Here is a 23,824-nt window from a genome sequence, read left to right as displayed (position 1 = left end):
GGGCATTCTCCCTTATTTATCACTATGGTTTTACAGTATAATGGATATTACTAGAACATTAGACATTTTTTAATTACTAAAAAGCACCTATTTTTTTGAAATTTTTGTCTATTCTTATCATAATAATTTTACCGTTACACAAACGCTACAGTTAGACACTAGGAGGGTTGTTTTTATGCCTTTTCTGCATACGGCGACAGAAAAAATTTACTATGAAGTTCATTCGCCCGCGTTCACTGACCAGACAGACACCATTGTGATGATTCATTCTGTTATCACTGATCATACGCTTTTTGATTCTATTACTGCAGAATTAACCCAACATTATTGTGTTATTCAATACGATTTGAGAGAGACAGGAAACAGCGCCTCCGCTACAGGGGAAATATCGTTTGAGACTCATATTGAAGATCTTTTCCACTTATTACATACGTTGCATATAAAGAAATGTTACTTAGTTGGCGTGGGATTTGGAGGACAAATCGCTGTTAAATTTGCTGCTAGCTATGAATTTCTTATTGAGGGACTGATACTATTGTCTCTTCCTTTTTATTCCGATAGCACCCTTCAAAAGATTAAGAGATGTTACAACGAAGAAAGTAAAAACCAAATACCGGTAGATAAAATTTTCGAATTAGGCAAACTAGAGAGTTTGGAACCTACAAACATACAACAGATAATTGAAAAACTAAAAAAAATGGATCCCAGGGTATATTTCCGCTTTCTTAAACTATCTATTACAGACAATCTATTTCAAGAGTTGACTAGTATTTCACTTCCTGTACTCACTTTATCTGGCCAAAATGATTTGCTGTTTTCATCACAGTATCTGATTTCAAAAACGATGTTTTTAAAAAATTACAGTCATATGACCATACCTAACGCTCATTCTTCATTTCTAGTAAAAGAAAAAACAGCTTTACTCAAAGAAATTGTTATAGATTTTATTAAAAGCAATACACAACAACTGCCTTCTTTAAAGAATGATCCTATGAAAATACTTAAGAACTGGGAAAGTGACACAGCTATAGATATACAAAAAGATTTTCATGCACATACACCCTCTCTTAAAGTAGATTTTTTGTACTCTTTTTCCGTCTATGTAAATGGCCAGCTTATTACAGAAGGCTGGAATAAGCGCTTTGCTCAAGAAATCTTACTATATCTTATTTTTCATCATTCTATCAGCAGAGAACAGCTATGTGAAGCGCTGTGGCCTGACGTACCTTTAAGCAACGCCAAAAAGAATTTGCGCGTCTATTTGTCTCATTTAAAAAAGCTATTGAACGGAGAAAGCGCAGAGCCAGTTTTACTTGTTAACAGGCAGCTCATTTCTTTAAACGCCGATGTGTCAAGCGATGGATTAGACTTACTAACTGACCTTCAGTGGATTACCGAACAGTCTGATCCGGCGTTGAAATTCAAGGAAGCTGAACAGAGACTGCACCAATTAGTTCCTCATTATTTAACAACGATTTATGACGACTGGTTCCTTGATATCCGAGTAAAAATAGAGATTATTCTTCTTGACTTATTAATCTGGATGAAAGAATGGCTTTGTGAGAATGGAAAAGTTTCAAAAGCCGTATTTTTACTCATTAAATTTATTGATTTAGTAGAAGAAAAGGAATTCATTTATGATGAAATTGTCGATTGCTATATCAAGCTCGATAACAATGAAAAATCAGAGTACTGGCTCGATCAAAAAATGCGGTATTTAGTTGAATAAAAAGGATGTGAATATATGAATTCGTACTGTGAGATGGTGTTTAATCAAATAAACGTTAACATCCATTCCCTAACCGCCATTATTAATGACGTTACAGAAGAAGAGCTTGCTTATCGTCCCCTCCCTCACAAGCGATCTATTCAAGAGCTGCTGCAGCATTTATGTCTCATTTGCAGTGCAGACTATTATATTTCCTTAGGCTACTCTGCAGATAAAATGAATGACTTTTATCTGCAGCATCCAGCTTATACAAAGCTTGAACTCAAAGCAGCTTTAGTAGAGGGCTTCAATCAGCTAAAAGCAGTTTACTCTTCTTTTGACGAACAACAGCTATTGTCACTGCAGACATCCTATTGGGGATGCACGTATACACGTTTTGAGTGGCTGCTTGAAATTCAGTCTCATTTATACCATCACCGTGCAGAACTGTATACGCTTCTAACCTGTTACCGCAGAAACGGATTGGATGTAGTGCTTTTTGAGTGATATAATTTGTAGCTTTTATATATAGAAAGCATTAAAAGAAAATGAGGTTGGGTTATGAGAGAAACAATCGTTGCAGCTTTAAAGAAAATTGAAGAAGATTACGATGTAAAAGTATTATACGCTTGTGAATCTGGAAGTAGAGCGTGGGACTTTCCATCTAAAGATAGCGATTATGATGTTAGATTTATTTATATTCATAAGAGGAATACATATTTAAGCATTGATCCAATCGGTGTAGGTAAAAAGCGAGATGTAATAGAGCTACCTATTAATGACCTATTAGATGTTAGCGGCTGGGACTTAACCAAGACATTAAAACTTTTCAGAAAATCAAACCCACCTTTACTAGAATGGATGCAATCAAACATTGTATATTACAAGGCGTATTCAACATTTGATAAAATGAAAGAACTACATTCTAACATCTTTACTCCTACTTCTTGTATATACCACTATTTAAATATGGCTAAAAATAACTTTCGAGAGTATTTACAAGGTGACGAAGTAAAAATCAAAAAATATTTTTATGTTTTAAGACCTGTGTTAGCTGCTAAGTGGATTGAGCAATATAACGAATTTCCTCCACTAGAATTCCCTATTCTCTTACAGAAACTGTTACCAGAAGGAGAATTAAAAGAAGAGGTTAGCAAGCTGTTAAAGCGTAAAATTAGTGGTGATGAGTTAGATTTAGAACCACGCATCAATGTGATTAATGAATTTTTACACTTAGAAATTGACCGTTTAGACAAATACGTCAGAACTTTATCCGTAGAATTAGATGACCCTACATATGAATTAGATCAATTGTTTAGAGATACTTTAGACGAAGTTTGGAACTAAGTATAAAACAAAAAGGCTTATCCCTAATGCAAGTAGCAGCGGATAAGCCTTTTATTTATGGTTTCTATTAAAGCGGTATATTATTATTCGTATTTTTTGTTTCATTTAAATAGCTCTCCACATATATTTGTTCTGCATCTGTAGCATTTTTAATTCCATCCTCCGGACTAAATTCAATGTCTCTCCTTATGGCTACACGATCTGCAATGTAACCCATCGCTAACAAAAAAACTATACATCCTCCTGCCCACAGCCACATTGTCATTTTACTACCCCCTTTTTTAATTTCGATATTACATTTGATTACTTCTTAGGATTTTGATTAGTTTTACTAACCACTCCTTTTACTAACCCAGTAAAAGGATTAATTTCATAAGTTAAATCTCTTCAGGTCCCTTTTTCTTCTTTAGTTCACCTAGCGTCGCGTAATACAGCATATATCCTCCGACTGTATATTAAATGTTTTTCCGCAAAAAGGAATTTAAATTAACATTCCCTATACTTACTATACGTTATAGCACGAAGAAAGGTTTCAGAAAATTGCATTAATAATTTTTAGGTTGATTTTTAACAAATCTGATTATATTTTTTTATGTTTTATCCTAAATAATTTCAAAACTGCTGCCAATCTATCTACAAAGCACTCGAGGCTTTACGCCGCTTCAAACAGCTCTACTATTATTGCCAGGTCAGGTGCATTAATTATGGACTTAATGGGACCTATCCCCGGTAAACTGTTTGATAAATACAGCATTCGCGTATTAGCAATAGTTGGTCTTGTAATTACTTCTTATGCTACATATGAATTCACTAAACATACTGGTGAAACTCCATATAGCCACATTTTAGGCATTTACACCTTACGTTCGTTCGGTATGTCTTTAATTATGATGCCGATTATGACTGCAGGTATGAACCAATTACCTCAACACTTAATTTCTCACGGTACAGCTTTAAGTGATACAATTCGTCAAGTTGCAGGTTGAATTGGTACGGCTATACTCGTTACAATTATGACGCAACAAACTACTGAACATCTTTCAAACTACACTAATACACTAACAACTAACAATGATTTCTTTAGTAGGCAACTTAGTCAGTTAGGTACTAGCGGTATTATGTCGCTATATGCTAAAGCAATAAAAACTTCGACTATAGATGGCATTAACAATGCATTCTTATTTGCTACATTATTAGGTCTGGTTGCACTTTTACTCTCTTTCTTCTTGCGTACACCAAAGATTAACAGAGAGAAATAACAAAAAGCCGTTTCTTTGGTTAAGAAACGGCTTTTTATTTTAATAAACAATTGTATTTAAAGCATATATCTTACATTTGGATATCATATTTAGATTCAAATGTAGACACTTTTTCTTTAGCATCTAAAAATTGTGTTTCAGCAGCTTTTGTGTTTTCTTCTAAAGTTGATTTATCCTTACCACTTTCTTTTTGTAGAACTTCTAGCATTTCAACTTGCTTATTTAATGACGAAGTTACGCTAGTGACTGCGGAATTCAATTGATTATATTCTTCAGTACTAAAGCTATCTTTATATTTCTCCAACTCTTCCTGAATAAGCTTTATTCTTTTCATAGGCATTCCTTGTATAGACTTAATAGCCTCAGTTGCGTCTGCATCAATTTTTTCATAATCGTAGCTATCTGCATTAAAATCTTTGTCTAACTCAATCGTGTTCACTGCATTAAAGTGCTGAGTAATATCGGCTTTCGTTAATACAATATGCATATGAGTACCTATTGCAGCCTCGTACACATCTACTGCCGAACCGTAACGTTTTTGAGCTTTTATTGCTTGATCATTACTTAAATTGTCTATCTCAGTTTTTAAGTCTTTTAAGTGTTTGTCTATTTCACCATCATCGCCTTGAAGAATATTCTTGCTTTCAATTGACTTTGCAAGTATGTTAAAGTCTGCTTCAAAAACAAGATAATCATCAGATTCCATATATCCTTTTTCTTTTGTATAGTCTTCATACTCGCTCTCTAATTTAGAGATTTTTTGTTCCAGTTTTTTCTGCTCTTTCCCCATTTGTTTCTGCTCTTGCTTAGCAGATGCTTGTTTTTGTTCTTCTTTTGTTGACCCACAAGCTACTAGACTAATAGATAACAACGATGCTACAAGTCCTAGGCCAATTTTTCTTAAATTCTTCATTTCTTTCTCCTTTTTTTGGTATGTAGTTTTTTCACCCAACCATGATAGCATATATTACGTAATCCAAAAGAACGATTTTAGCAAAAATATCAAGTTTTTAACAAATAAACCATTAAGAGCAACACTTTTTTCTACTAGTTCCGGAGATTTAAACAGGTCTTTTTTTCTCAAAGTTATTGAAAATTGTTTAATCGTTACACCTTTCACCTTGCGCAGGCTAAAAACTAATTAGGAAAAGTAAAAACCGTTTCACCGTTTAGAAAACGGTTATTTACTTTAACATATAATTCTATACTTAGAGTTAATGTGATATTTCAACCCCTAGTTCTGATTCAAAATAATAAATTTACAATTTTTTTAGCGCGTTGACTTGTTTTTCTAAAGTGGAAATTAACCATTTTCTTCATAAAAATAGTACTATTTTCAAGAGGAATCTTTTATTTCTCCTGAAGATAGTACTACACTATATTAGATAACCTTTATTTTTGTTTTAGTTTTAATTGTATAATATGTATCTGCTACTAGTCCTACTGCAAGTCCACTAATCATCCCGTATGGTAATACACCTGGTACATTTTGATAAAAAGTGCCGATTAACATCGCAGCTAGGATGCCGAAAAGTACGCCTATCACAATATGCGAACCAAACTTCACCTGTTTTGCGGTATACATTCTTCCTCCTCCTCACTTTTTTTCCATTATATCACAACAGTATCGTTTATTTAATGATAACTGAGCGAGGAATGCGAATGTAATAAAACTGTAACCTTATATAACTATTTTAATACTACTCTTTTGGTGAATAAAATGTCATATGAGGCTTTTCTTCTTGATAATACGCTAAACGGTCTTGGAGCGTACCGGTGTGAAATTCAAATTTATGACCGTCCGGATCCGTAAAATAAATAGATTGTTTGTCTCTTTCGTCGTGGTTTCTTCCCGGTAAGATGGTTACATTATGCTGTTTTAACAGTTCTCTTGCTTCGTCAAAGTTTTTAATAGAAATAGAAAACGCTAAATGAGTATACGAATACTGAATGTCTGATCTAGGAATATTTTTTTCTTCATTTAACGCCAGCCACAATCCATTCAGACTAAAGTAAGCGGTGGATTTTCCTTTCACTAAAAGTTCTGCTCCTAGCACTTTCTGGTAAAATATGATAGATTGTTCTAAATTTGACACAGAAAAGCACATGTGATTAATTCCTTGAATCATCTTTACCCCTCGCTTTCTAGAAAAAAGTATTACATAACTTTCCTTTTAGCACCTATTCTACTGAAAAAACATACTTTTTGCCATGTAAAGAGCTACTCCCCAAATCATACATGCAGAAGCCTTATTGACCCAAATCATTATTTTTCCATTTGAATCCATTCTCCCTACTGCTTTTCCTGCAAAAGCTAAGGATAAAAACCATATCCATGAAACGGATATTGTCACCAGCGTAAAAACCCATTTTTCTTTTCCGCTGTACAGTAGAGAATTTGTTCCAATCACGCCCATAATATCCATCAGCGCGTGGGGATTTAGCAAAGATACAGAAGCAGCAAATAAAACTTGCGCTTTTACCGTCATCCCTTCCTTTAATGACGTTTTTGAAGGTTCGCTCTTCCACGTCACAAAGCCCATATACGCTAAGAAAAGAAGACCTATTCCAAAAATAAGCGTTTGAAAAAATGAAAAAGCAGCGGCTGCTGCTGAAACTCCCAGCACTGCTACTAGAATTAAAATCGTATCACAAACAGAAGCCGTTACCACTACGGGAAGCGCCTGTTTGATCGTTCGTTGATTGGCTCCTTGATTAAAAACAAACACATTTTGTACCCCTAAAGGTAAAATCAAACCGAATGCTAACAACAAAGCATGTATAACCACTGTAAACATGTTGCTCTCTCCTTTCTCTTTTATCCTACAATTGACATCCCCTGTTGTCTCCATCCAAATTTTGATTTATAATACCAACCAAATTATAAAAAGGTGGTCTCACATGAACTGGACTCCAGATCCGGCTGATAAAAAGCCAATGCACAAACAAATTCAAGAGTATATGAAAGAGAAAATCATAAATGGAGAGTGGCCTATTGGAACTAAAATTCCTTCGCAGCGCCATTTAGCTGCTAGCTTTTCTGTAAATAGAAGCACGGTGGTGACAGCAACTGAAAACTTAATTGCTGAAGGACTGCTCAGCGGAAACAAAGGCGGTGGCACCAAGGTCATTAACAATACGTGGAGCTTACTAGCATCAGGTTCTCACATGAACTGGAATTCATATGTAGAAGCAGGAATATACCAACCAAATTCCCCGACTATCCGCCATATTAACGAAGCTGAATTTCAACCGGGCATTATTCGTTTAGGAACTGGAGAGTTAGCACCTGACCTGCTTCCTTCCTACCAGCTTTCGGAACTATTTAGCGGAATTAATCATAGAAGCGTACACTTGGGCTACGAGCACCCGAGAGGAAATGATGAACTCCGACAAGAGTTAGTGAAGCATGTAAAAAAACGAGGCATTGAAACTTCTCCTTCATCTATTTTAATTGTATCCGGTTCACTTCAAGCCCTTCAGTTAATTTCAATCGGCCTGCTGCCTCCAGGTGCCAATATATTAGCTGAAAAGCCTTCTTATCTTTATTCTCTACCGTTATTTCAGTCCGCACAAATGAAAATAACGGGCGTTTCGTTAGACGAAGAAGGAATGCATTTAGCTTCATTAAAAGACCAGCATGTAAAAGAAAAAGGCACAGCTTTATATACAATACCGAACTTTCATAACCCTACCAATGTAACGATGAGTGAACAAAGGCGCCAAGCACTGCTTCGCCAGTGTGAAAGAATGCATTTGCCCATTATTGAAGATGATGCTTACGGAGAGCTTTGGTTCCATTCACCGCCTCCACTTTCATTAAAAGCTCAAGATAAAAATGGAATGGTTCTTTATTTAGGAACGTTCTCTAAAACATTCAGTCCAGGATTTCGAATTGGATGGATTGTAGGGCCTGAACATGTAATTGAGCGATTAGCTGATCTTAAAATGCAAGTTGACTACGGAGCCAGTTCCTTATCTCAATGGGCCGCTGCTGAAGCTCTCAAAACCGGACTCTATGACAAGCATGTGGCCAGCGTACGCTATAAATTAAAAGAAAAATCTCAGCAAACACTGGCTATTCTAGAGAAGTATTTGAAGAATCTCGCTGTGTGGAATGCTCCGAGCGGTGGTTTTTATTTTTGGCTTACGCTGCATAAGCCTGTTTCGATGCGGAAGTTATTTAAGCACTGTCTTGACGAAGGAGTTCTTTTAAATCCAGGCGCATTGTATGACCATGAGACTTCACAGCATATCAGAATATCCTTTTCTTATGCGACGCTTGCAGAATTTGAATACGGCATCAAAATAGTCGCAAAAAGCCTTAAGAATCTTTACAAGTGATTCTTAAGGCTTTCTTGTGTTAACGGCAGCTTTATAAAAAAAGTGAGCTTATTATGCTGACGTTCCGCTCGTATCTCTCCTTGATGCAGCTGAATAATTTGTTTTGCAATAGCCAGTCCTAAACCTGAACCATTCGCGTCCGTTCTTGATTCATCACCTCGATAAAATCGATCAAACAACTTTTCTACCTCAATTTTTTCACTGATGTTAATGCTGTTCCTAAAAGAAATAACTATGTAACCCTCGTCAATCTCCTGATTCACCTCTAATACGGAAGGCTTTTTGCTGTATTTCTTGACATTTTCGAGCAAGTTTTGAAATACTCTTACCATTTTTTCTACATCAACAAATGCATTCCATTCACAGGCAAAGTGAGTCTGAACGTCAATGCCTTCTCTTGTTAAAATTGGCTCGTACTCTCCTATTACCTGCTGAAGCAAACGTTTCATATCGACCTCATTTCGTTGAAGCTGAAGATCAGGACTCGTTAATTTTGTATAGTCGAACAATTCTTCTATTAAATCCGTTAAGTATTTTGCTTTTGAATCAACAATATATAAGTAGCTATCTAATGTTTCATCATCCATACTTTCTCTTTTTTTGATTAAATCTAGGTACCCAACGATGGATGTTAACGGCGTACGCAAATCGTGAGATACACTGGATATTAGTTGATTTTTTGCTTGCTCCAGCTCTCGTTCACGATCAAATTTTGTACGAAGTTGCGCAGACATTTTGTTAATGTTTTGACTTAATTCAGCCAGTTCATCTTTTCCTCGTACCTGGATGGTTGCGCCTAAATCTCCATTTGAGATTTTTTGAACTTGTTTAGAGATTTCTTTCAAATAACGAATATGGGAACGAATAAGTGCTAAGAAAACAAAAACAAAGACCACAACGGCGATAAAGAAAAGTCCAAACGCTAATACATTATATGCAGGGACATTCATTTTCTCTTCTTGTATATACCTGCTCAAAACAAGCCTAGCAATTAAAATAAAAATTAAATTGGTAGCCAAAAAACTTATAATGATAGCAAAAAGAAGCTTTACACTTATTCTTCTCATATTCTGTATCCTACGCCCCATATGGTTTTAATATAAATTGGCTTTTTCGGATTATCCTCAATTTTTTCGCGAATCTTTGTAATATGAACCATTACGGTATTATCCGATTTAAACGCATCTTCTTGCCATACGGCTTCATATATTTTCCCCATACTCATCACCGTTCCTTTGTGGCGTACTAGCAGCTCTAAAATATCAAACTCTTTTGGTGTTAAACGAATCTCTTGGCCGCGCACAAAGACAAGCCGGGTGCTGCGGTTAATTTCCAAATCGCCAATTTGAATAATATCGCGCTCAGCACGTTCATTGTATTTTTTATAGCGTCTAATTTGTGATTTTACTCGTGCGATGAGCTCGAGAGGATTAAATGGTTTTGTTAAGTAATCATCTGCGCCTGCTGTTAACCCAGAAATCTTGTCCATATCTTCTGACTTAGCCGACAGCATAATAATGGGCATGTTTTTTTCTTCACGTATTTTAAAAGCAGCATCGATTCCATTCATCTGCGGCATCATAATATCTAATATAATTAAATCTACTTCTTGTTCCTCTAAAAGCGCTAATCCAGATACAGCATTAGAAACTTTCAGCGCTTCAAATCCTTCATTTTCTAAGTAAATAGCAATTAAATTACGAATTTGCTCATCGTCATCTATAATTAAAATTCTGTCTTTCATTTACAAACTCCTTATATCTGATTTTTTTCGCATGTAAAAATATATGCAGGAGGAACATTTCTCCACTCTTTTTCCACTTTAATCTGAGGGAAAAACGAGCGGATCAGCTGTTTTTTAAAATTCGTATACTGAAACGTAATAAATTTCCCTTCCTTCGCTAATACGCTGCGCGTGTTTTGCAAAATACAGTCCGACACTTCAGACGTTAAAGAAGCAAAAGGAAGACCTGATAGTACGTAATCCACTTTTGGAATATCATACTGTATCAAGTACTTTTGAACATGTTCAGCGGATCCGTGTATCACATACACATTTTTTTCATCTCTTACTTGTTCCTTTACTTTTTCGTAAAAATGCCGATTGTATTCGATAAGAAGCAAAGTTGTACAAGCACTTCGTCTTCTTATTAATTCACGGGTAAAAACTCCGGTTCCTGGCCCGTACTCTACTATACAGTCTGCATGTTCAAAATCAATCCCTTTTACCATTTTTTCCGCTAAGTGCGTAGAACTTGGCAAAAGTGCTCCTACCGTTCGCGGCTGGTGAAAATATTGATACATAAAAGCTAAATTCATTTGCTATTCCTTCTTTCTACTCTTTCTTTCTAGAATAGAAAAAAAATCTAAAGAAACGTTAAGTAAATTTCTTAAGAATTCTTAAGAAAACAAAAAGGAGGATGGGACATAACGGAATTAACCCAATCTAAAGACGAACAAATTGGATTAATAAACTCATATGGATTGCTCTTGACACCGCTGTTGATTTCCGTGCAAGACTTCGCTTTCCGCGGGCGGCCGGTAAGCCTTCTCGTCGCTTCCGCTTCTGCGGGGTCTCACCTGTTCCGCTTTTCCCGCAGGAGTCTTCGCCTTGCCCTCCAATCAACAGCTAGAAGCGGTGAAACCAACGTTCATAATAACAGTAAAAAACCCGAATGATCAGTCAACAATATCGATTGATCATTCGAATTTCCCTTTAACTAAAATATTTTTATCCAGCCTCGTTTAAAAGATAATTTATCGTAAATAACATCCGCTATTTAAGTCGAAGGTGGCTCCTGTATAATGTTTTGCTTGAGGGCTCAGTAAAAAAAGAACCGTATCTGCCACATCTTGAGGCGTAACAAAGCTTGGAATCAGCTGATGAGCGATGTATTCATTTTTGCGCCACTCTGGAATATTTTTCATCATATCGGTATTTACCATTGTAGGTGCTACGGCATTCACCCGGATATAAGGAGAAAAATTCATCGCACAGCTCTTGGTTAATCCTAGTATTGCTGCTTTAGACATTCCATATATAGCATCGGAGCTTCCTTCCATTCCTGACACGGACGATATATTAATAATCGCTCCTTCTGTTTCCTTTTTCATTAACAATTCGCCAAAGTACTTGGAAAAATAAACATATCCTTTAATATTAATATCCATCACAAAATCTATTTCGTTTTCTTCATAATCCAATAAATTTTTCCCTAAATACACGCCTGCATTATTAACTAACCCATACAAATTTTTATCTTTTATTTGATAAAAAAGATCTTTTACATCCTTTCCTTTTTTAACATCTACTATGTGTGTTTCAATATGGCCCTTTGTATCTTCAGCCAGCTGTTTCAAAGCTCCATCGTTAATATCACAAGCAATAACTGAATAGCCCTTCGACACACACTCTTTTACAATTTCTTTGCCAATTCCAGAACCTGCACCCGTAACGATTATCCATTTTTCTTTCATCTCGACACCTCTTATTCACTTCTGTTAGACATACTTGTTATGTAAATATTCAAACATTTATTATACCATTTTTTTCTATATAGACATCCCTTTCTTGCGTTCTTTTTTAGCTTGCCTGACAAAGCGCGTATAGTTTTTTATGGGAGTGATAACGATAAGACAGTACATTATTTCAAACAAGAAAGAGATGATAAGACGTGGCAAAAGTACTTTATATTACAGCTCATCCTCACGATGAGTCTCAATCATTCAGTATGGCAACTGGAAAAGCATTTATCGATGCTTACAAAGAGCACAATTCAAGTGACGAAGTTGTACATATTGACCTTTATAAAGAAAATATCCCTCATATTGATGCGGATGTATTTAGCGGATGGGGCAAACTTCAGTCTGGCTCGGAACTTTCTTCTCATGAACAGGAAAAGGTCAATCGCCTTGCAGAATTGAGCGAACAGTTTGTAGCAGCAGACAAATATGTTTTTGTAACGCCTATGTGGAACTTTTCGTTTCCACCCGTTATGAAAGCCTATTTAGACTCTGTAGCCGTAGCGGGTAAGTCATTTAAATACACGGCAGAGGGTCCTGTGGGGCTATTAACGGATAAAAAAGCGCTTCATATTCAAGCGCGCGGAGGCATTTATTCTGAAGGCCCTGCAGCTGATATGGAAATGGGACATCGTTATATTGGGATTATGATGAATTTCTTCGGAGTCCCTTCGTTAGACGGCATTTTTGTGGAAGGGCATAACGCAATGCCAGATAAAGCCCAAGAAATTAAAGAAAAAGGAATAGCAGAAGCAAAAAAACTTGCCCAAACTTTTTAATATAAAGAGGCTGTAACAAAAAAATTTTAATTGAAGGAAGATCCGAACGAGGACTCGAGACTCTTAGTGGAGCATCAACTTTGTTCGGATTTTTCTGTTGGTAAGGTGAACGTAGCTTTCATGCATGGTGGCTGCTTCCAGCAGTTAATTGGAGGGCAAGGCGAAGACTCCTGCGGTAAAAGCGGAATAGATAAGACCCCACAGGTGCGTAAGCGACGAGGAGGCTCATCGGCCGTCCGTGGAAAGCGAAGTCTTGCACGGAAATTAACTTCGATGTAACAAGCCATTCATACTAGACCATTTTCCCCCATTTGTTCATCTTTAGATGGAAGTGATTTTGTTATGTCTAAGTCTCTTTTCTACGCGAAAAAACTTTCTCTTTCCCTTTCGATCCACCTGTCCATTTCTCTATCACTTTTTTCTACAAGTCTGTTAACGAGAATATCATGCCAAATATAATTTTCAAGTAAATTAATGTTGACTGCGTTATTTGTATAGTACGCCATTTCTTTACGACCATAAATCATTTCACTGCTGTCAACAGATATAATAAACCAGTTTTGATTCCCAATGTTTTCGGTATAGCTCGTATGACGGTGCCTGTCAAATTCCTCCATCTCTTCATCTTGTTCAAACACAATTCCTTTTAGTGTGACTCTCTCCCTTAGCTGTAATAAAAGAGGCTTCAACTCATTATAAATATCGGGCCAAAGCGAGATGACAATTTTATTTTTTGCTTTTAACAATAGCGACTCACAAAAAGCAAGAATGGCTGTTTCTCCTTTCATCGTCATAACCCTGCTTTCTTCTATAGACTCTGCAGTTTCAAGACGTTTAAGCGTTGCGCTAACGTCTTCATACGTTTCGTTCCATTTTTTCTGCAGCGAATGTAAAAAAGCATCGACGGGCAATGACGTGTACTGAGTGCCATCATTGCTCTCTTCTTTTAACACCATGCCTTTTTCCTCTAGTGCTTGTAAAATATCGTATACACGTGCTCTTGGCACACCTGAATGTTTACTAATGCTATAAGCAGTGGAAGATCCTTTTTTGACAAGCGTCACGTATACTTTTGATTCATACTGATTAAATCCAAGCGACTGTAGCTGCTGAATAATATTTTCCATAAAGGAAACCTCCCTGTTTTTTAAGTTATTTGAAATTTTCATCATTTACATATTTACAACTGCTTTTTATATAGTTACTATTTAAGTAGTCACTATATATTATGACATGAGGAAGGTGCTTTATGGAAGAATTAAGTTTACAGATTGTTCTTTTGCTTTTACTATTTGGTTTTTTAGCTGCATTCATCGACTCTGTAGTTGGCGGAGGCGGTTTAATTTCAACGCCTGCCCTTTTATTTTTAGGCCTGCCTCCCGCTGCTGCCTTAGCTACAAATAAATTAGCCGGAACGATGGGCGTATTAACGAGTACCATTCGATTTGTCAAATCCGGAAAAGTCGATTTTCGCGTCGTAGGTAAATGGTTTCCTTTTGTATTTATTGGCTCTTTAGGAGGTTCAATCACCGTTCATTTTCTATCCTCTGCTTTTTTGAAACCTGTTATTTTGATTCTCCTTGTTTTAGTTGCTATTTATACAATCTTCAAAAAAAACTGGGGCACCACGTCCACGTATAAGCCGCTGTCTATTAAGAAACTTATTTTCTTTACCGCACTTATTTTTATTATTGGCTTTTATGATGGATTTTTAGGAGCAGGCACAGGTTCATTTATTTTATTTGCTTTTTTATTTATGGGATTTGATTTCCTGCAGTCAGCAGGCAGCGCAAAATTTTTAAATTTCGGCAGTAATTTAGGTGCTTTGCTTGTATTTTTATATTTTGATTCTGTTGTATTTTCTTACGGATTAATTATGGGGTTTGCGATGATTGTGGGTTCTTTCGTTGGATCAAATGTCGCTCTATCAAAAGGCGTGACGTACGTCCGAACGCTTTTTATTCTTGTCACTTTAAGCCTTATTAGCAAAAACATATTTGATTATGTAAATCAGTACAAATAGATCAATAGTTTCTTTAGAACTATAACAATGAACCTATATATCTATTAGATGAATAAAACCACCTCTTACTATTTTCTTATTTTTGGGTAAATGTGTAAAAAAACACTAAAATTGTTGTATACTGGTTCATGTTGTTTTACATAATTTAGAAATATTATACAGAGGTGAACATTTTGTTTAAGAAATTCAGGTTTTTATGGTTTATTTTGCTGATCTTTGCACTTATTTTTGTCAAAAATACGTTCTTTTCTTCTTCAGAGAACGCTGCTGAGACTCTAGCAACGTCAGATGTTCCACAAGCCGCGGCTACTTTCAAAGAGGGAAACAATCAGCAGGACGGAGTCATTATTCAAAAATACCGCAAACAGCTAGATGCAGCGCAGAAAAAAAGCGACGAAAAAGCGACGAAAGAAATACAAGAAAAAATTTATGAAGACGGAAGACAGGCGGCACTAAACTTTTTACCTCGCAATAAATTTCAAAGAACTTTTTCCCAGCCTTCTAAAAAATCGGCCGATGACATTTATAATTTTCTAATTGCCCAAGTGGGGTTTGGAGGATATGATTCTCTTTATCAAGAAGCAATAGCCGCAAAAAAAGAAGCAGCTTCTTCTACTGATGAATTAAATATGAGTGGCATTCAAGCTAAAACCGCTGCACTTACATACGGCACACTAGCACAAAGAGAGCAGCTGCTTGTTACAAGTCTTGCCTATGACTTAAGCAGCGTAGGCGTCATTTCTTCCGATACAGCTAAAGATATTGATAAAAAAGCTACTCATATGCTGGAAATTAGAAAAGAAGGAATAAATGCCGCTATGCAAGAATAGTTTTGCGAAGTGAAAAGCAGCAGGTAAAAACTGCTGTTTTTTTATTCTAACGTTCAGGTATTTCACTATTTTAATAGCCGATCATTTAATAGCACTGGTTAAAGCTTTCATACAATGATATAAAAATGGAGGTAATTTCTATGAAAGAAGCGATTGTTTATCAATACGATGCGTTCAGTACGCGCCCTAATAAAGGAAATCCTGCGGGAATTGTGTTTAACGGAGATGATTTTTCAGCTGAAGAAATGCAGAAAATTGCTTATCAAGCGCAGTTTAACGAAACGGCTTTTATCATGAAGTCTTCCCGGGCTGATTTACGAATTCGATATTTTACACCCGGACAAGAAGCAGATTTGTGCGGTCATGCGACCGTCGCTTCTCTTTATGCTTTACATAGTAAAAACAAACTTCCAAAAACTACATTTACAGTGGAAACAAATGCTGGAATTTTGCCGATGACTGTACAGAATAGAAACGGACGACCTGTTATCACCATGAGTCAAGCTTCTCCGCAGTTTCATCCGTTTTCAGGTTCAAAAGAAAAACTGGCAAAAGCTCTTAATCTTCATATTGACGACCTTGATCAAAGACTTCCTATTGTATATGGAAGCACAGGGAACTGGACGCTTATTGTACCTTTAAAAAATTTAGATGCCTGTAAAAAGATGAAGCCTAATCAAGAAGATTTTCCTCATATTTTAACAGATATGCCAAAAGCATCTATTCATCCCTTTTGTTTTGAAACGATTCACTCAGAAGCTCATATGCACGGAAGACATTTCTCTTCACCATTTTCAGGTACGGTAGAAGACGCCGTAACTGGAACAGCATCAGGCGTAATGGGCGCCTATTATGCGAGATATGTGGACCAGCAAGATAACGAGCGCTGGCAATTTGTGATTGAGCAAGGACAGGAAATAGATAAAGATGGCTTCGTTCATGTAGGAATTAAAAAAAAAGCGAATACGTATGGTGTGGTAATCGCAGGAGAAGCTGCCTATGTAACCAAGCAAATCGTTTCTCTTTCCTAATAAAAACGTGTCCGCCTATTTGGCGAACACGTTTTTTTGTTTAGTAAATAATAGCCTGTACGCTCATTATTGTAACGGTTAAAATAAGAATCACGTTCCCTATAATTAACCACGGCTTTGCGCTTCCCCTTCTACCTTTAATAGCCGTGATTAGTCCAGCAATGGGCAATAAAGCCATAACGATGACCCAAATTTTACGAAGAATGCTGGAATCCAAATAAAAACCAAACTGCATCATCGCAAATAACACGACTGTGATAAGGAAGAAAAGTGTAGGCACAGCTAAATGAATGCCTCTTGGTCTCATTGAGTAGTACACAACATCACTTTCTTTCTATGTAAAATCTTACGTAAAATAACGTTATCATTTACAAAGAGTTTTGACAACTTTTTGAAGGATTTTGTCAACAAATTTTAATAATCCAAAAGAAATTACTTCTCACTCAGCTGTTCGAATACTGCTGGAAGTGCAGAAATAACGTCGCTTGCTAACATATCTATCATTGTATGCCCCTGATCGAGCAGCACATCCGCTGCTTTTCCATGAACATATACCGCATTGCTGATTGCTTCTTGAAGAGAATCATGCTGCATAATAAAAGCGAGGATAATTCCTGTTAACGTGTCACCCGTTCCACCTTTCGCAAGTCCCGCGTTTCCAGTGGTATTTACGTATTGTTTTCCGTCCGGTGTTGTAACAATCGTGTTTGGACCTTTTAATACAAGATACACACCATTTTCCACTGCGTATTGTCTAGCTATTGAAAATCGATTTGCTTCTACTTCGGCGATTGTTGTGTCCACGAGCCTTGCCATTTCTCCCGGATGAGGCGTTAAAATCGTGGCGTGTTCTCTTTCTTTTACTTCTTTGTCTAAATGGGGAAGATGAAAAAGAGCATCGGCGTCCACCACAACAGAAACCGGCTGGTGAAGCACTTGTTCGACGACTTTCTTCGTTTCTTTCGTTCTCCCAAGCCCTGGTCCGACTGCAATTGCATCATACTTACCTTCTTCTAAAGGAATCTCGCCTGCAAAAAATCCTTCTTTGCTTGGACATGGTTTATACATCACTTCCATCATGTGAGCAGCTGCAATCGCATGAATATCGCTCGGAAGCGCAAGCGTTAAAAGTCCCGCTCCGCTTGTGAGCGCTGCTTTTGACGTTAGCATCGGCGCTCCGGGTGTTTGAAGCGAACCTCCTATTACGATTCCTTTTCCATGTGTACCTTTATTGGACGAAGCGTTTCGAATGGGAAAAGATTGTTTAATATGCTGAGTTGACCATACTTCCTTAAGAGATGAACTTTTTTCAATTGCTAGCGGCGGAATACCGATATCTACTACAATCAATTCACCGTAACTTTCTTTACTCGGGTATGTAAATGCCGTGACTTTCGGCTGCTGAAGCGTAATCGTAGCATCTGCACGTACCGTAAGCTCTTGCTTCTGTTCCATTACTCCACTTGGGACATCGATGCTGTATATGTAAGCCTTAGAGTCGTTTATTTTTTTTATAATGTTATCGTAAGGAGATTTGATACTGCCTTTTACGCCTATACCTAATAAACAATCAATAAGAACCGTATACTTTTTCACAGAGAAGTTGTCTCCAGCCGATTGCCACGTGAACCCGGCATTTTCATAGATGATCATGGCTTTTTTAGCCGCGCCTTTTATTTTTTCCCGTGCAGGAACTACCCAGACGTCAACTTCATAGCCTTTTGACTTCAAAGCACGGGCAATAACAAAGCCGTCTCCTCCATTGTTTCCCGTTCCTATAAGCAGCCCTATGTTTTCATGTTTTTTGATTCGCTCACTCAGCGCGTTAGCAGCAGCCTGCCCGGCATTTTCCATAAGGGACTCTTCACTCATCCCAATTGTATTCATCATATAATCATCCACTTGATACATCTCTTGATTCGTTACAATTCTCATTATGCTGCTCCTTACTGAAACGGAAATGGTTCATCTGTATTTACCGTTCCTTTTATTTTCGTTATAGTTAATTGTTCTCCTTTCACCCAATCTTCAAACGAGAAAGTGAGAGGCTTTGCTTTTCGTCCAATCCCCACAATGACTTGCAGCGTCTCCGGTACATATGCTACTGTATGAAGCGTTCCAGCAGAATTCCGGTAATCTTCTTTAAAAATACCGTATTCATCTTCATTAAATAAAGAAAAAGCTTCAAGAGGCGATAGCTTTTTTTCAATATGATCTCGAATATGATCGAGCCTTTCCTTTGACTCTACCAAATGATGACGATTTTCTTCGACCAGCTGATTAAAATGATTCGTACACCCCATCATCGTCCCTCTTTGTACATGAACGCCTCGTCCGGATGCTTCGACTACTGCTCCCTGTCCGCTGCGGTCATAAATGGAATAATTAAACGCATGACGATGCGGTGCTCTTTCTAAAATAGCAACAGCCTCTTCTGTCGTTTCACATGTTTCTAAAATAAACCGAGCGAGCGTACAGCAAATAAATCCGTTTGTTTGACGGCGGCGATTAACAAAATGATAGCCAATTGCAAGTCCTTTTTCATTCATTCCATCCATTCGCCCAATCATTCTCGTTCCAAATCCGACGCTTGCATATCCTTCATTTGGCTGAAAAAGCAAAAATCGGCCTTCGTACGTTTTAGGATGATAATCATAGTTTCGTACATACACGCCGTGCTGCATAAGAGCCGAACATCCCGTTTTTTTCCACTCTTGCTGATATCCGCTGTACTCATGAATAACGTCTTCAAAAGGCCAATCTAAACCTTCTGCTAAGCCCACTAGCTCATCCCACAGTCCCCGAGCAAATAAGTCGTAATAATGACGAGCTTCTTTTGCTATCGTTTGATAGCTTCGTAATGAACGTTTTCTTCTTTTTTGATGATTTTCAAACAGCTTTGTTCCTTTATGTAATTTCCCTTGCATTTCACCAAGCTCTCGGTAAGAGCCTCGTCCTTGAATGACTTCTACCTGTATTTCTTTCACTTCTATCACTCCAATTTTCCAGTACCTTTATTGTGCAGCAAGCGCTCTATTCTTTGCAACTTTCTCCTCTCATAGAACTCTCTTCCTTTGAATACAGTTATAAAGAAACAGGTCGAAAGATTGAAAAGCATTATCATAAGAGGTGATCATATTGCTAAAGGAAGTTCAGCTAGAGATTCAGCGAAGAATCGCCTATCTGCGTCCCACACAAAAAAATGACGGGTCATTTCGCTACTGTTTTGAAACAGGCGTTATGCCTGATGCGTTTTTAATTATGCTTCTTCGCACCTTTGATTTAGATAAAGAAGTGTTGATTAAACAATTAACCGAACGGATCGTTTCCCTTCAAAATCAAGATGGTCTTTGGACGTTGTTTGATGATGAAGAACATAACTTATCCGCCACTATTCAAGCTTATACAGCTCTTTTATATTCAGGGTATTACCAAAAAAACGACCGGATTTTGCGAAAAGCAGAAAGATATATTATAGATTCGGGAGGCATTTCGCGCGCTCATTTTCTCACAAGATGGATGCTTTCTGTTAACGGTTTATACGAGTGGCCAAAGCTATTTTACCTCCCGCTTTCTCTTTTGCTCGTGCCTACCTATGTACCGCTTAACTTTTATGAATTAAGCACCTATGCCAGAATTCACTTCGTTCCGATGATGGTAGCAGGAAACAAAAAATTTTCACTTACTTCTAGACATACACCTTCTCTTTCTCATTTAGATGTAAGAGAACAGAAACAGGAATCGAAGGAAACTGCTCAAGAATCACGCGCTTCAATTTTTTTAGTCGACCATTTAAAACAGCTGGCTTCTTTACCTTCTTACATCCACAAGCTTGGTTATCAAGCAGCCGAGCGTTACATGCTAGAAAGAATTGAAAAAGATGGAACACTCTACAGCTACGCCACCTCTACTTTTTTTATGATTTACGGTCTTTTGGCTCTTGGCTATAAAAAAGATTCATTTGTGATCCAAAAAGCAATTGACGGGATTTGTTCACTACTTAGTACATGCAGCGGCCACGTGCACGTAGAAAACTCCACGTCAACCGTTTGGGATACCGCGCTGCTCTCTTACGCTCTACAGGAAGCAGGTGTACCGCAGCAAGATCCCATGATTAAAGGCTCAACTCGCTACTTAAAGAAAAGACAGCATACAAAGCTTGGAGATTGGCAGTTTCATAACCCAAATACAGCACCTGGAGGCTGGGGATTTTCCGATATTAATACGAATAACCCTGACTTAGACGATACGTCTGCTGCTATCAGAGCTCTTTCTAGAAGAGCGCAAACCGATACAGATTATTTGGAGTCTTGGCAAAAAGGCATTAACTGGCTGCTGTCCATGCAAAACAAAGATGGGGGTTTTGCTGCATTTGAAAAAAATACCGACTCTATTTTATTTACTTATCTGCCGCTTGAAAATGCAAAAGATGCAGCGACGGATCCGGCTACTGCCGATTTAACCGGTCGAGTGCTTGAGTGTCTCGGAAACTTTGCTGGTATGAATAAATCCCACCCTTCGATTAAAGCTGCAGTAAAATGGCTGTTTGATCATCAATTGGATAACGGGAGCTGGTACGGCCGGTGGGGGGTTTGCTATATTTACGGAACGTGGGCCGCTATTACAGGACTCCATGCTGTAGGGGTTTCTGCTTCTGATCCGCGTATCATCAAAGCTATCAACTGGCTCAAAAGCATTCAACAAGAAGACGGTGGATTCGGAGAATCATGCTATAGCGCTTCTTTAAAAAAATATGTGCCACTGTCGTTTAGCACCCCTTCTCAAACGGCTTGGGCTCTCGATGCTTTAATGACAATATGTCCGTTAAAAGATCGATCCGTTGAAAAAGGAATTACATTTTTACTGAATCCAAATCTTACAGAGCAGCAAATTCATTACCCCACGGGAATTGGTCTTCCTGGACAATTTTATATTCAGTACCACAGCTACAATGATATTTTTCCTCTTCTTGCACTTGCCCACTACGCAAAAAAACATTCTTCGTAAAAAGGCTGGGACAAAAGGAGTTTAGCTGAAGGAAGATCCGAACGATGAATCGAGATTCTTGCTTGAGAATCCAACTCGTTCGGATTTTTTTATTTGTAGGGTGAACGTAGGCTTGCTTCATATATGTAGAGCAGTTAATGAGAAGCCAAGTCTTGCACGGAAATCAACCGCGGTGTAACAAGCACTCCATACTAGCACATTAATCCCATTTGTTTGTCTTGAGATTCGATGGACGTAGTTGTGTCTCAATTTCTTTTTATACGTAAAAGCAGGTTTTTTAAGAAACAAGTGGAATACCTTTTTACATGTTAGGAAAGAAAGGATGCATCAAATGAATAATGTTTCACCGCTTTTAAAAGGAAAAAACGTGATACTAAGAAAACCAAAAGACAGCGATGTAAATGACTATCTAGCGTGCAAACAAACAAAAGAACTTATTCGCATGTACGGAGGCGATACCCGAAACTTAAAACCTCTTACATTACAAGATGCCAAGCGGCACGTCGAGTACATAAAGTCTCAAAAGCTCAATTGGTGCATTGAATATAAGCAGCGGTTTGTTGGAGAGGCCCGGCTGACCGTTAACGAGTACGACCGGCGCGCACGGTATGCAATTGGTTTATTTGATTCCTCCGTTTGGAATCAAGGGCTAGGCACTGAAGTTACAAAGTTGGTACTTGCGTACGCATTTGAACACCTTCACTTGCACAGAGTCGATTTACGAGTGCTCGAATACAACCATAGAGCCATTGCTTGTTATGAAAAATGCGGTTTTGTAAAAGAAGGAATAGAGCGTGAAGGTGCTTTTATTGAAGAAACATTTCAGACAGATCTTATCATGAGTATACTCGAACAAGAATATTATCAGCTGTAGAAAAGAGAATCGGCTGTCATCATCCTACTTCTTTAAAAATTCGTATAGCCCAAGCCTTTTGTGAATAAAGTAACATAACGATATAATCAAAGGAGCCAACGATGACAGCTTATGATTCCTCTTCTTTTGTATTTGTAACCATTGATAAACATGACATTGCTGCTTTTTTACTAATTGATATTATTTGCAGCACCACTATTTATGTAGCATGTAAACATTATCTCCACAATGAGCTTGTTTCCATTGCAAGCAGCGCTCTTTTTCCCATGGTATGTAAGAAGGTTTCTCGACGCTAGCTCAGCTTTTTACCGGTTCTTTTAATGACAGCCAAGTGCGTTCCTTCTGCTGCTGAATCTCTACGGCGTGATTAAAAAATTTAGAAAGATGCGGCTCAGTGAGCTGGTCTTTCGTTTTTCCAGAAGAAAACACTTCTCCTTGGCGCATACAAAGCGTATGGGTAAAGCACGGCAAAATTTCTTCTACATGGTGAGTAACGTAAATAAGCGTAGGCGCTTTTGGCTGCTCTGCCATTTTTGCAATCAGCTGAAGAAGCTGTTCTCGGGCCATTATATCTAGACCTGTACATGGCTCATCAAGTATTAAAAGCTTTGGTGAGGCCATAAGAGCTCGGGCAATTAGCACTCGCTGGCGCTCTCCTTGAGAAAGTGTTCCGTACGCCTGGTTTTGTAAATCTGCGCAATTTAGCAGCTGCATTAATTCTATGGCTTGGTTCATATCTTTTTGCTCCACTTGTTCATATAAACCAATAGATGCAAATTTGCCGCTTAAAATCAATTCTAAAACCGTATCGTCATCTCGAAACCGCTGCTGAAGCGAAGAACTTACCCACCCGATTTCTTTTCTGAGCTCAGACAGATTTGTTTCTCCAAATTTCCTTGAAAGAACTTCTACTTGGCCTTTTGTAGGCCAGATATATCCGTTGATTATATTTAAAAGCGTCGTTTTTCCGGAACCATTTAACCCGAGCAAACACCAATGTTCCCCTTTTTCCACTAACCACGACACGTTTTTTAAAATTTCTTTTTCTGCTCGTTTTACCGAAACGTTCTTAATGTTGATCATGCTAACACTCCTATACT

Annotated in this window: 27 protein-coding genes and 1 pseudogene; 13 read left to right on the top strand and 15 right to left on the bottom strand. The window is 37.7% G+C overall.

The annotated features are described in order from the left end of the window. Nucleotides 1-175 precede the first annotated feature (175 nt). The 3 genes from AC3WJG_RS18625 to AC3WJG_RS18615 are packed head-to-tail and all read left to right on the top strand — an operon-like array spanning nt 176 to nt 3,055. Complete coding sequence (locus AC3WJG_RS18625; protein ID WP_102813187.1) at nt 176-1,729, top strand: alpha/beta hydrolase; 1,554 nt, start codon at nt 176-178, stop codon at nt 1,727-1,729. 15 nt (nt 1,730-1,744) lie between these two features. Continuing rightward, on the top strand, nt 1,745-2,215 hold the full coding sequence (locus AC3WJG_RS18620; RefSeq protein WP_060745730.1) for a DinB family protein: 471 nt from the start codon (nt 1,745-1,747) through the stop codon (nt 2,213-2,215). A 54-nt stretch (nt 2,216-2,269) separates the two neighbouring features. Further along, on the top strand, nt 2,270-3,055 hold the full coding sequence (locus tag AC3WJG_RS18615; protein ID WP_217598819.1) for a nucleotidyltransferase domain-containing protein: 786 nt from the start codon (nt 2,270-2,272) through the stop codon (nt 3,053-3,055). Between the two features lie 67 nt (nt 3,056-3,122). Here AC3WJG_RS18615 and AC3WJG_RS18610 read toward each other — a convergent pair whose 3' ends face one another. Continuing rightward, entirely contained in the window at nt 3,123-3,320 is a 198-nt protein-coding gene (locus AC3WJG_RS18610; protein WP_102813185.1) for a hypothetical protein, read from the bottom strand. Nucleotides 3,321-3,673: 353 nt separating this feature from the next. Between AC3WJG_RS18610 and AC3WJG_RS18605 the strand changes: the two are divergent. Further along, a pseudogene (locus tag AC3WJG_RS18605) lies at nt 3,674-4,167 on the top strand (MFS transporter); the annotation flags it as partial. 217 nt (nt 4,168-4,384) lie between these two features. On the opposite strand, the gene AC3WJG_RS18600 reads toward AC3WJG_RS18605, so the two are convergent. The 4 genes from AC3WJG_RS18600 to AC3WJG_RS18585 all read right to left on the bottom strand — a co-directional run bounded on the left by AC3WJG_RS18600 (nt 4,385) and on the right by AC3WJG_RS18585 (nt 7,112). After that, on the bottom strand, nt 4,385-5,227 hold the full coding sequence (locus AC3WJG_RS18600) for a hypothetical protein (RefSeq protein ID WP_098333248.1): 843 nt from the start codon (nt 5,225-5,227) through the stop codon (nt 4,385-4,387). Between the two features lie 468 nt (nt 5,228-5,695). After that, complete coding sequence (locus AC3WJG_RS18595; protein WP_098249809.1) at nt 5,696-5,899, bottom strand: hypothetical protein; 204 nt, start codon at nt 5,897-5,899, stop codon at nt 5,696-5,698. A 115-nt stretch (nt 5,900-6,014) separates the two neighbouring features. Next, nucleotides 6,015-6,443, bottom strand: a complete 429-nt coding sequence (gene fosB / locus AC3WJG_RS18590) for a metallothiol transferase FosB (RefSeq protein ID WP_337134025.1) — start codon at nt 6,441-6,443, stop codon at nt 6,015-6,017. Between the two features lie 57 nt (nt 6,444-6,500). Beyond that, complete coding sequence (locus AC3WJG_RS18585; protein ID WP_221840455.1) at nt 6,501-7,112, bottom strand: LysE/ArgO family amino acid transporter; 612 nt, start codon at nt 7,110-7,112, stop codon at nt 6,501-6,503. A 103-nt stretch (nt 7,113-7,215) separates the two neighbouring features. Here AC3WJG_RS18585 and AC3WJG_RS18580 point away from each other — a divergent pair, with 103 nt between their 5' ends. Then, nucleotides 7,216-8,658 carry an aminotransferase-like domain-containing protein gene (locus AC3WJG_RS18580; RefSeq protein ID WP_028408660.1) on the top strand — a complete coding sequence of 481 codons (1,443 nt, stop codon included), beginning with the start codon at nt 7,216-7,218 and terminating at the stop codon, nt 8,656-8,658. On the opposite strand, the gene AC3WJG_RS18575 is transcribed toward AC3WJG_RS18580, so the two are convergent. The 5 genes from AC3WJG_RS18575 to AC3WJG_RS18555 form a co-directional block, all read right to left on the bottom strand. Next, entirely contained in the window at nt 8,649-9,725 is a 1,077-nt protein-coding gene (locus tag AC3WJG_RS18575) for a HAMP domain-containing sensor histidine kinase (protein ID WP_028408661.1), read from the bottom strand. The two genes, AC3WJG_RS18580 and AC3WJG_RS18575, sit on opposite strands and share 10 nt — an antisense overlap. Then, nucleotides 9,722-10,402, bottom strand: coding sequence for a response regulator transcription factor (locus tag AC3WJG_RS18570; RefSeq protein WP_028408662.1), 681 nt, complete (start codon nt 10,400-10,402; stop codon nt 9,722-9,724). The genes AC3WJG_RS18575 and AC3WJG_RS18570 overlap by 4 nt, the downstream gene beginning before the upstream one ends. A gap of 11 nt (nt 10,403-10,413) precedes the next feature. After that, on the bottom strand, nt 10,414-10,977 hold the full coding sequence (locus AC3WJG_RS18565) for a class I SAM-dependent methyltransferase (RefSeq protein WP_098249813.1): 564 nt from the start codon (nt 10,975-10,977) through the stop codon (nt 10,414-10,416). Nucleotides 10,978-11,104: 127 nt separating this feature from the next. Next, a complete protein-coding gene (locus AC3WJG_RS18560) occupies nt 11,105-11,284 on the bottom strand; it encodes a hypothetical protein (protein WP_081085237.1) in 180 nt (59 codons plus the stop codon). 131 nt (nt 11,285-11,415) lie between these two features. Continuing rightward, nucleotides 11,416-12,135 carry an SDR family NAD(P)-dependent oxidoreductase gene (locus AC3WJG_RS18555; protein ID WP_098432723.1) on the bottom strand — a complete coding sequence of 240 codons (720 nt, stop codon included), beginning with the start codon at nt 12,133-12,135 and terminating at the stop codon, nt 11,416-11,418. A 197-nt stretch (nt 12,136-12,332) separates the two neighbouring features. On the opposite strand from AC3WJG_RS18555, the gene AC3WJG_RS18550 reads away from it, so the two are divergent. Both AC3WJG_RS18550 and AC3WJG_RS18545 read left to right on the top strand, forming a co-directional pair. Next, nucleotides 12,333-12,959: an FMN-dependent NADH-azoreductase gene (locus tag AC3WJG_RS18550; protein ID WP_050688737.1), complete on the top strand. Its 627-nt coding sequence runs from the start codon at nt 12,333-12,335 to the stop codon at nt 12,957-12,959. A 66-nt stretch (nt 12,960-13,025) separates the two neighbouring features. Continuing rightward, nucleotides 13,026-13,238 carry a hypothetical protein gene (locus AC3WJG_RS18545; RefSeq protein WP_180976332.1) on the top strand — a complete coding sequence of 71 codons (213 nt, stop codon included), beginning with the start codon at nt 13,026-13,028 and terminating at the stop codon, nt 13,236-13,238. Between the two features lie 80 nt (nt 13,239-13,318). On the opposite strand, the gene AC3WJG_RS18540 is transcribed toward AC3WJG_RS18545, so the two are convergent. Further along, on the bottom strand, nt 13,319-14,086 hold the full coding sequence (locus tag AC3WJG_RS18540) for a TrmB family transcriptional regulator (RefSeq protein WP_102813180.1): 768 nt from the start codon (nt 14,084-14,086) through the stop codon (nt 13,319-13,321). A gap of 122 nt (nt 14,087-14,208) precedes the next feature. Here AC3WJG_RS18540 and AC3WJG_RS18535 point away from each other — a divergent pair, with 122 nt between their 5' ends. The 3 genes from AC3WJG_RS18535 to AC3WJG_RS18525 all read left to right on the top strand — a co-directional run bounded on the left by AC3WJG_RS18535 (nt 14,209) and on the right by AC3WJG_RS18525 (nt 16,843). Further along, entirely contained in the window at nt 14,209-14,982 is a 774-nt protein-coding gene (locus tag AC3WJG_RS18535; protein WP_013056888.1) for a sulfite exporter TauE/SafE family protein, read from the top strand. Between the two features lie 164 nt (nt 14,983-15,146). Then, nucleotides 15,147-15,812 (top strand): hypothetical protein, encoded by a 666-nt coding sequence (locus tag AC3WJG_RS18530; RefSeq protein WP_231504500.1) that lies wholly within the window; start codon nt 15,147-15,149, stop codon nt 15,810-15,812. Nucleotides 15,813-15,952: 140 nt separating this feature from the next. Continuing rightward, nucleotides 15,953-16,843 carry a PhzF family phenazine biosynthesis isomerase gene (locus AC3WJG_RS18525; protein ID WP_337134026.1) on the top strand — a complete coding sequence of 297 codons (891 nt, stop codon included), beginning with the start codon at nt 15,953-15,955 and terminating at the stop codon, nt 16,841-16,843. A 40-nt stretch (nt 16,844-16,883) separates the two neighbouring features. On the opposite strand, the gene AC3WJG_RS18520 is transcribed toward AC3WJG_RS18525, so the two are convergent. From AC3WJG_RS18520 to AC3WJG_RS18510, 3 genes are all read right to left on the bottom strand, one after another. Then, complete coding sequence (locus tag AC3WJG_RS18520) at nt 16,884-17,162, bottom strand: hypothetical protein (protein WP_223268911.1); 279 nt, start codon at nt 17,160-17,162, stop codon at nt 16,884-16,886. A gap of 113 nt (nt 17,163-17,275) precedes the next feature. Beyond that, entirely contained in the window at nt 17,276-18,778 is a 1,503-nt protein-coding gene (locus AC3WJG_RS18515) for an NAD(P)H-hydrate dehydratase (RefSeq protein WP_102813178.1), read from the bottom strand. 11 nt (nt 18,779-18,789) lie between these two features. Further along, on the bottom strand, nt 18,790-19,830 hold the full coding sequence (locus AC3WJG_RS18510; protein ID WP_337134027.1) for a C45 family autoproteolytic acyltransferase/hydrolase: 1,041 nt from the start codon (nt 19,828-19,830) through the stop codon (nt 18,790-18,792). A gap of 142 nt (nt 19,831-19,972) precedes the next feature. Here AC3WJG_RS18510 and AC3WJG_RS18505 point away from each other — a divergent pair, with 142 nt between their 5' ends. From AC3WJG_RS18505 to AC3WJG_RS18495, 3 genes are all read left to right on the top strand, one after another. Continuing rightward, entirely contained in the window at nt 19,973-21,850 is a 1,878-nt protein-coding gene (locus AC3WJG_RS18505; RefSeq protein ID WP_102813176.1) for a terpene cyclase/mutase family protein, read from the top strand. Between the two features lie 331 nt (nt 21,851-22,181). Beyond that, nucleotides 22,182-22,724, top strand: coding sequence for a GNAT family N-acetyltransferase (locus tag AC3WJG_RS18500; RefSeq protein ID WP_098250012.1), 543 nt, complete (start codon nt 22,182-22,184; stop codon nt 22,722-22,724). A gap of 101 nt (nt 22,725-22,825) precedes the next feature. Then, nucleotides 22,826-23,020: a hypothetical protein gene (locus AC3WJG_RS18495; RefSeq protein ID WP_013056879.1), complete on the top strand. Its 195-nt coding sequence runs from the start codon at nt 22,826-22,828 to the stop codon at nt 23,018-23,020. A 1-nt stretch (nt 23,021) separates the two neighbouring features. On the opposite strand, the gene AC3WJG_RS18490 is transcribed toward AC3WJG_RS18495, so the two are convergent. Then, nucleotides 23,022-23,807 carry an ABC transporter ATP-binding protein gene (locus tag AC3WJG_RS18490; RefSeq protein WP_060745744.1) on the bottom strand — a complete coding sequence of 262 codons (786 nt, stop codon included), beginning with the start codon at nt 23,805-23,807 and terminating at the stop codon, nt 23,022-23,024. Nucleotides 23,808-23,824 lie beyond the last annotated feature (17 nt).

This window comes from Priestia sp. FW507-14D1A (assembly GCF_058781295.1).
Note: the sequence above shows the minus strand (reverse complement) of the source record. Positions and strands in the feature narration are given on the sequence as shown.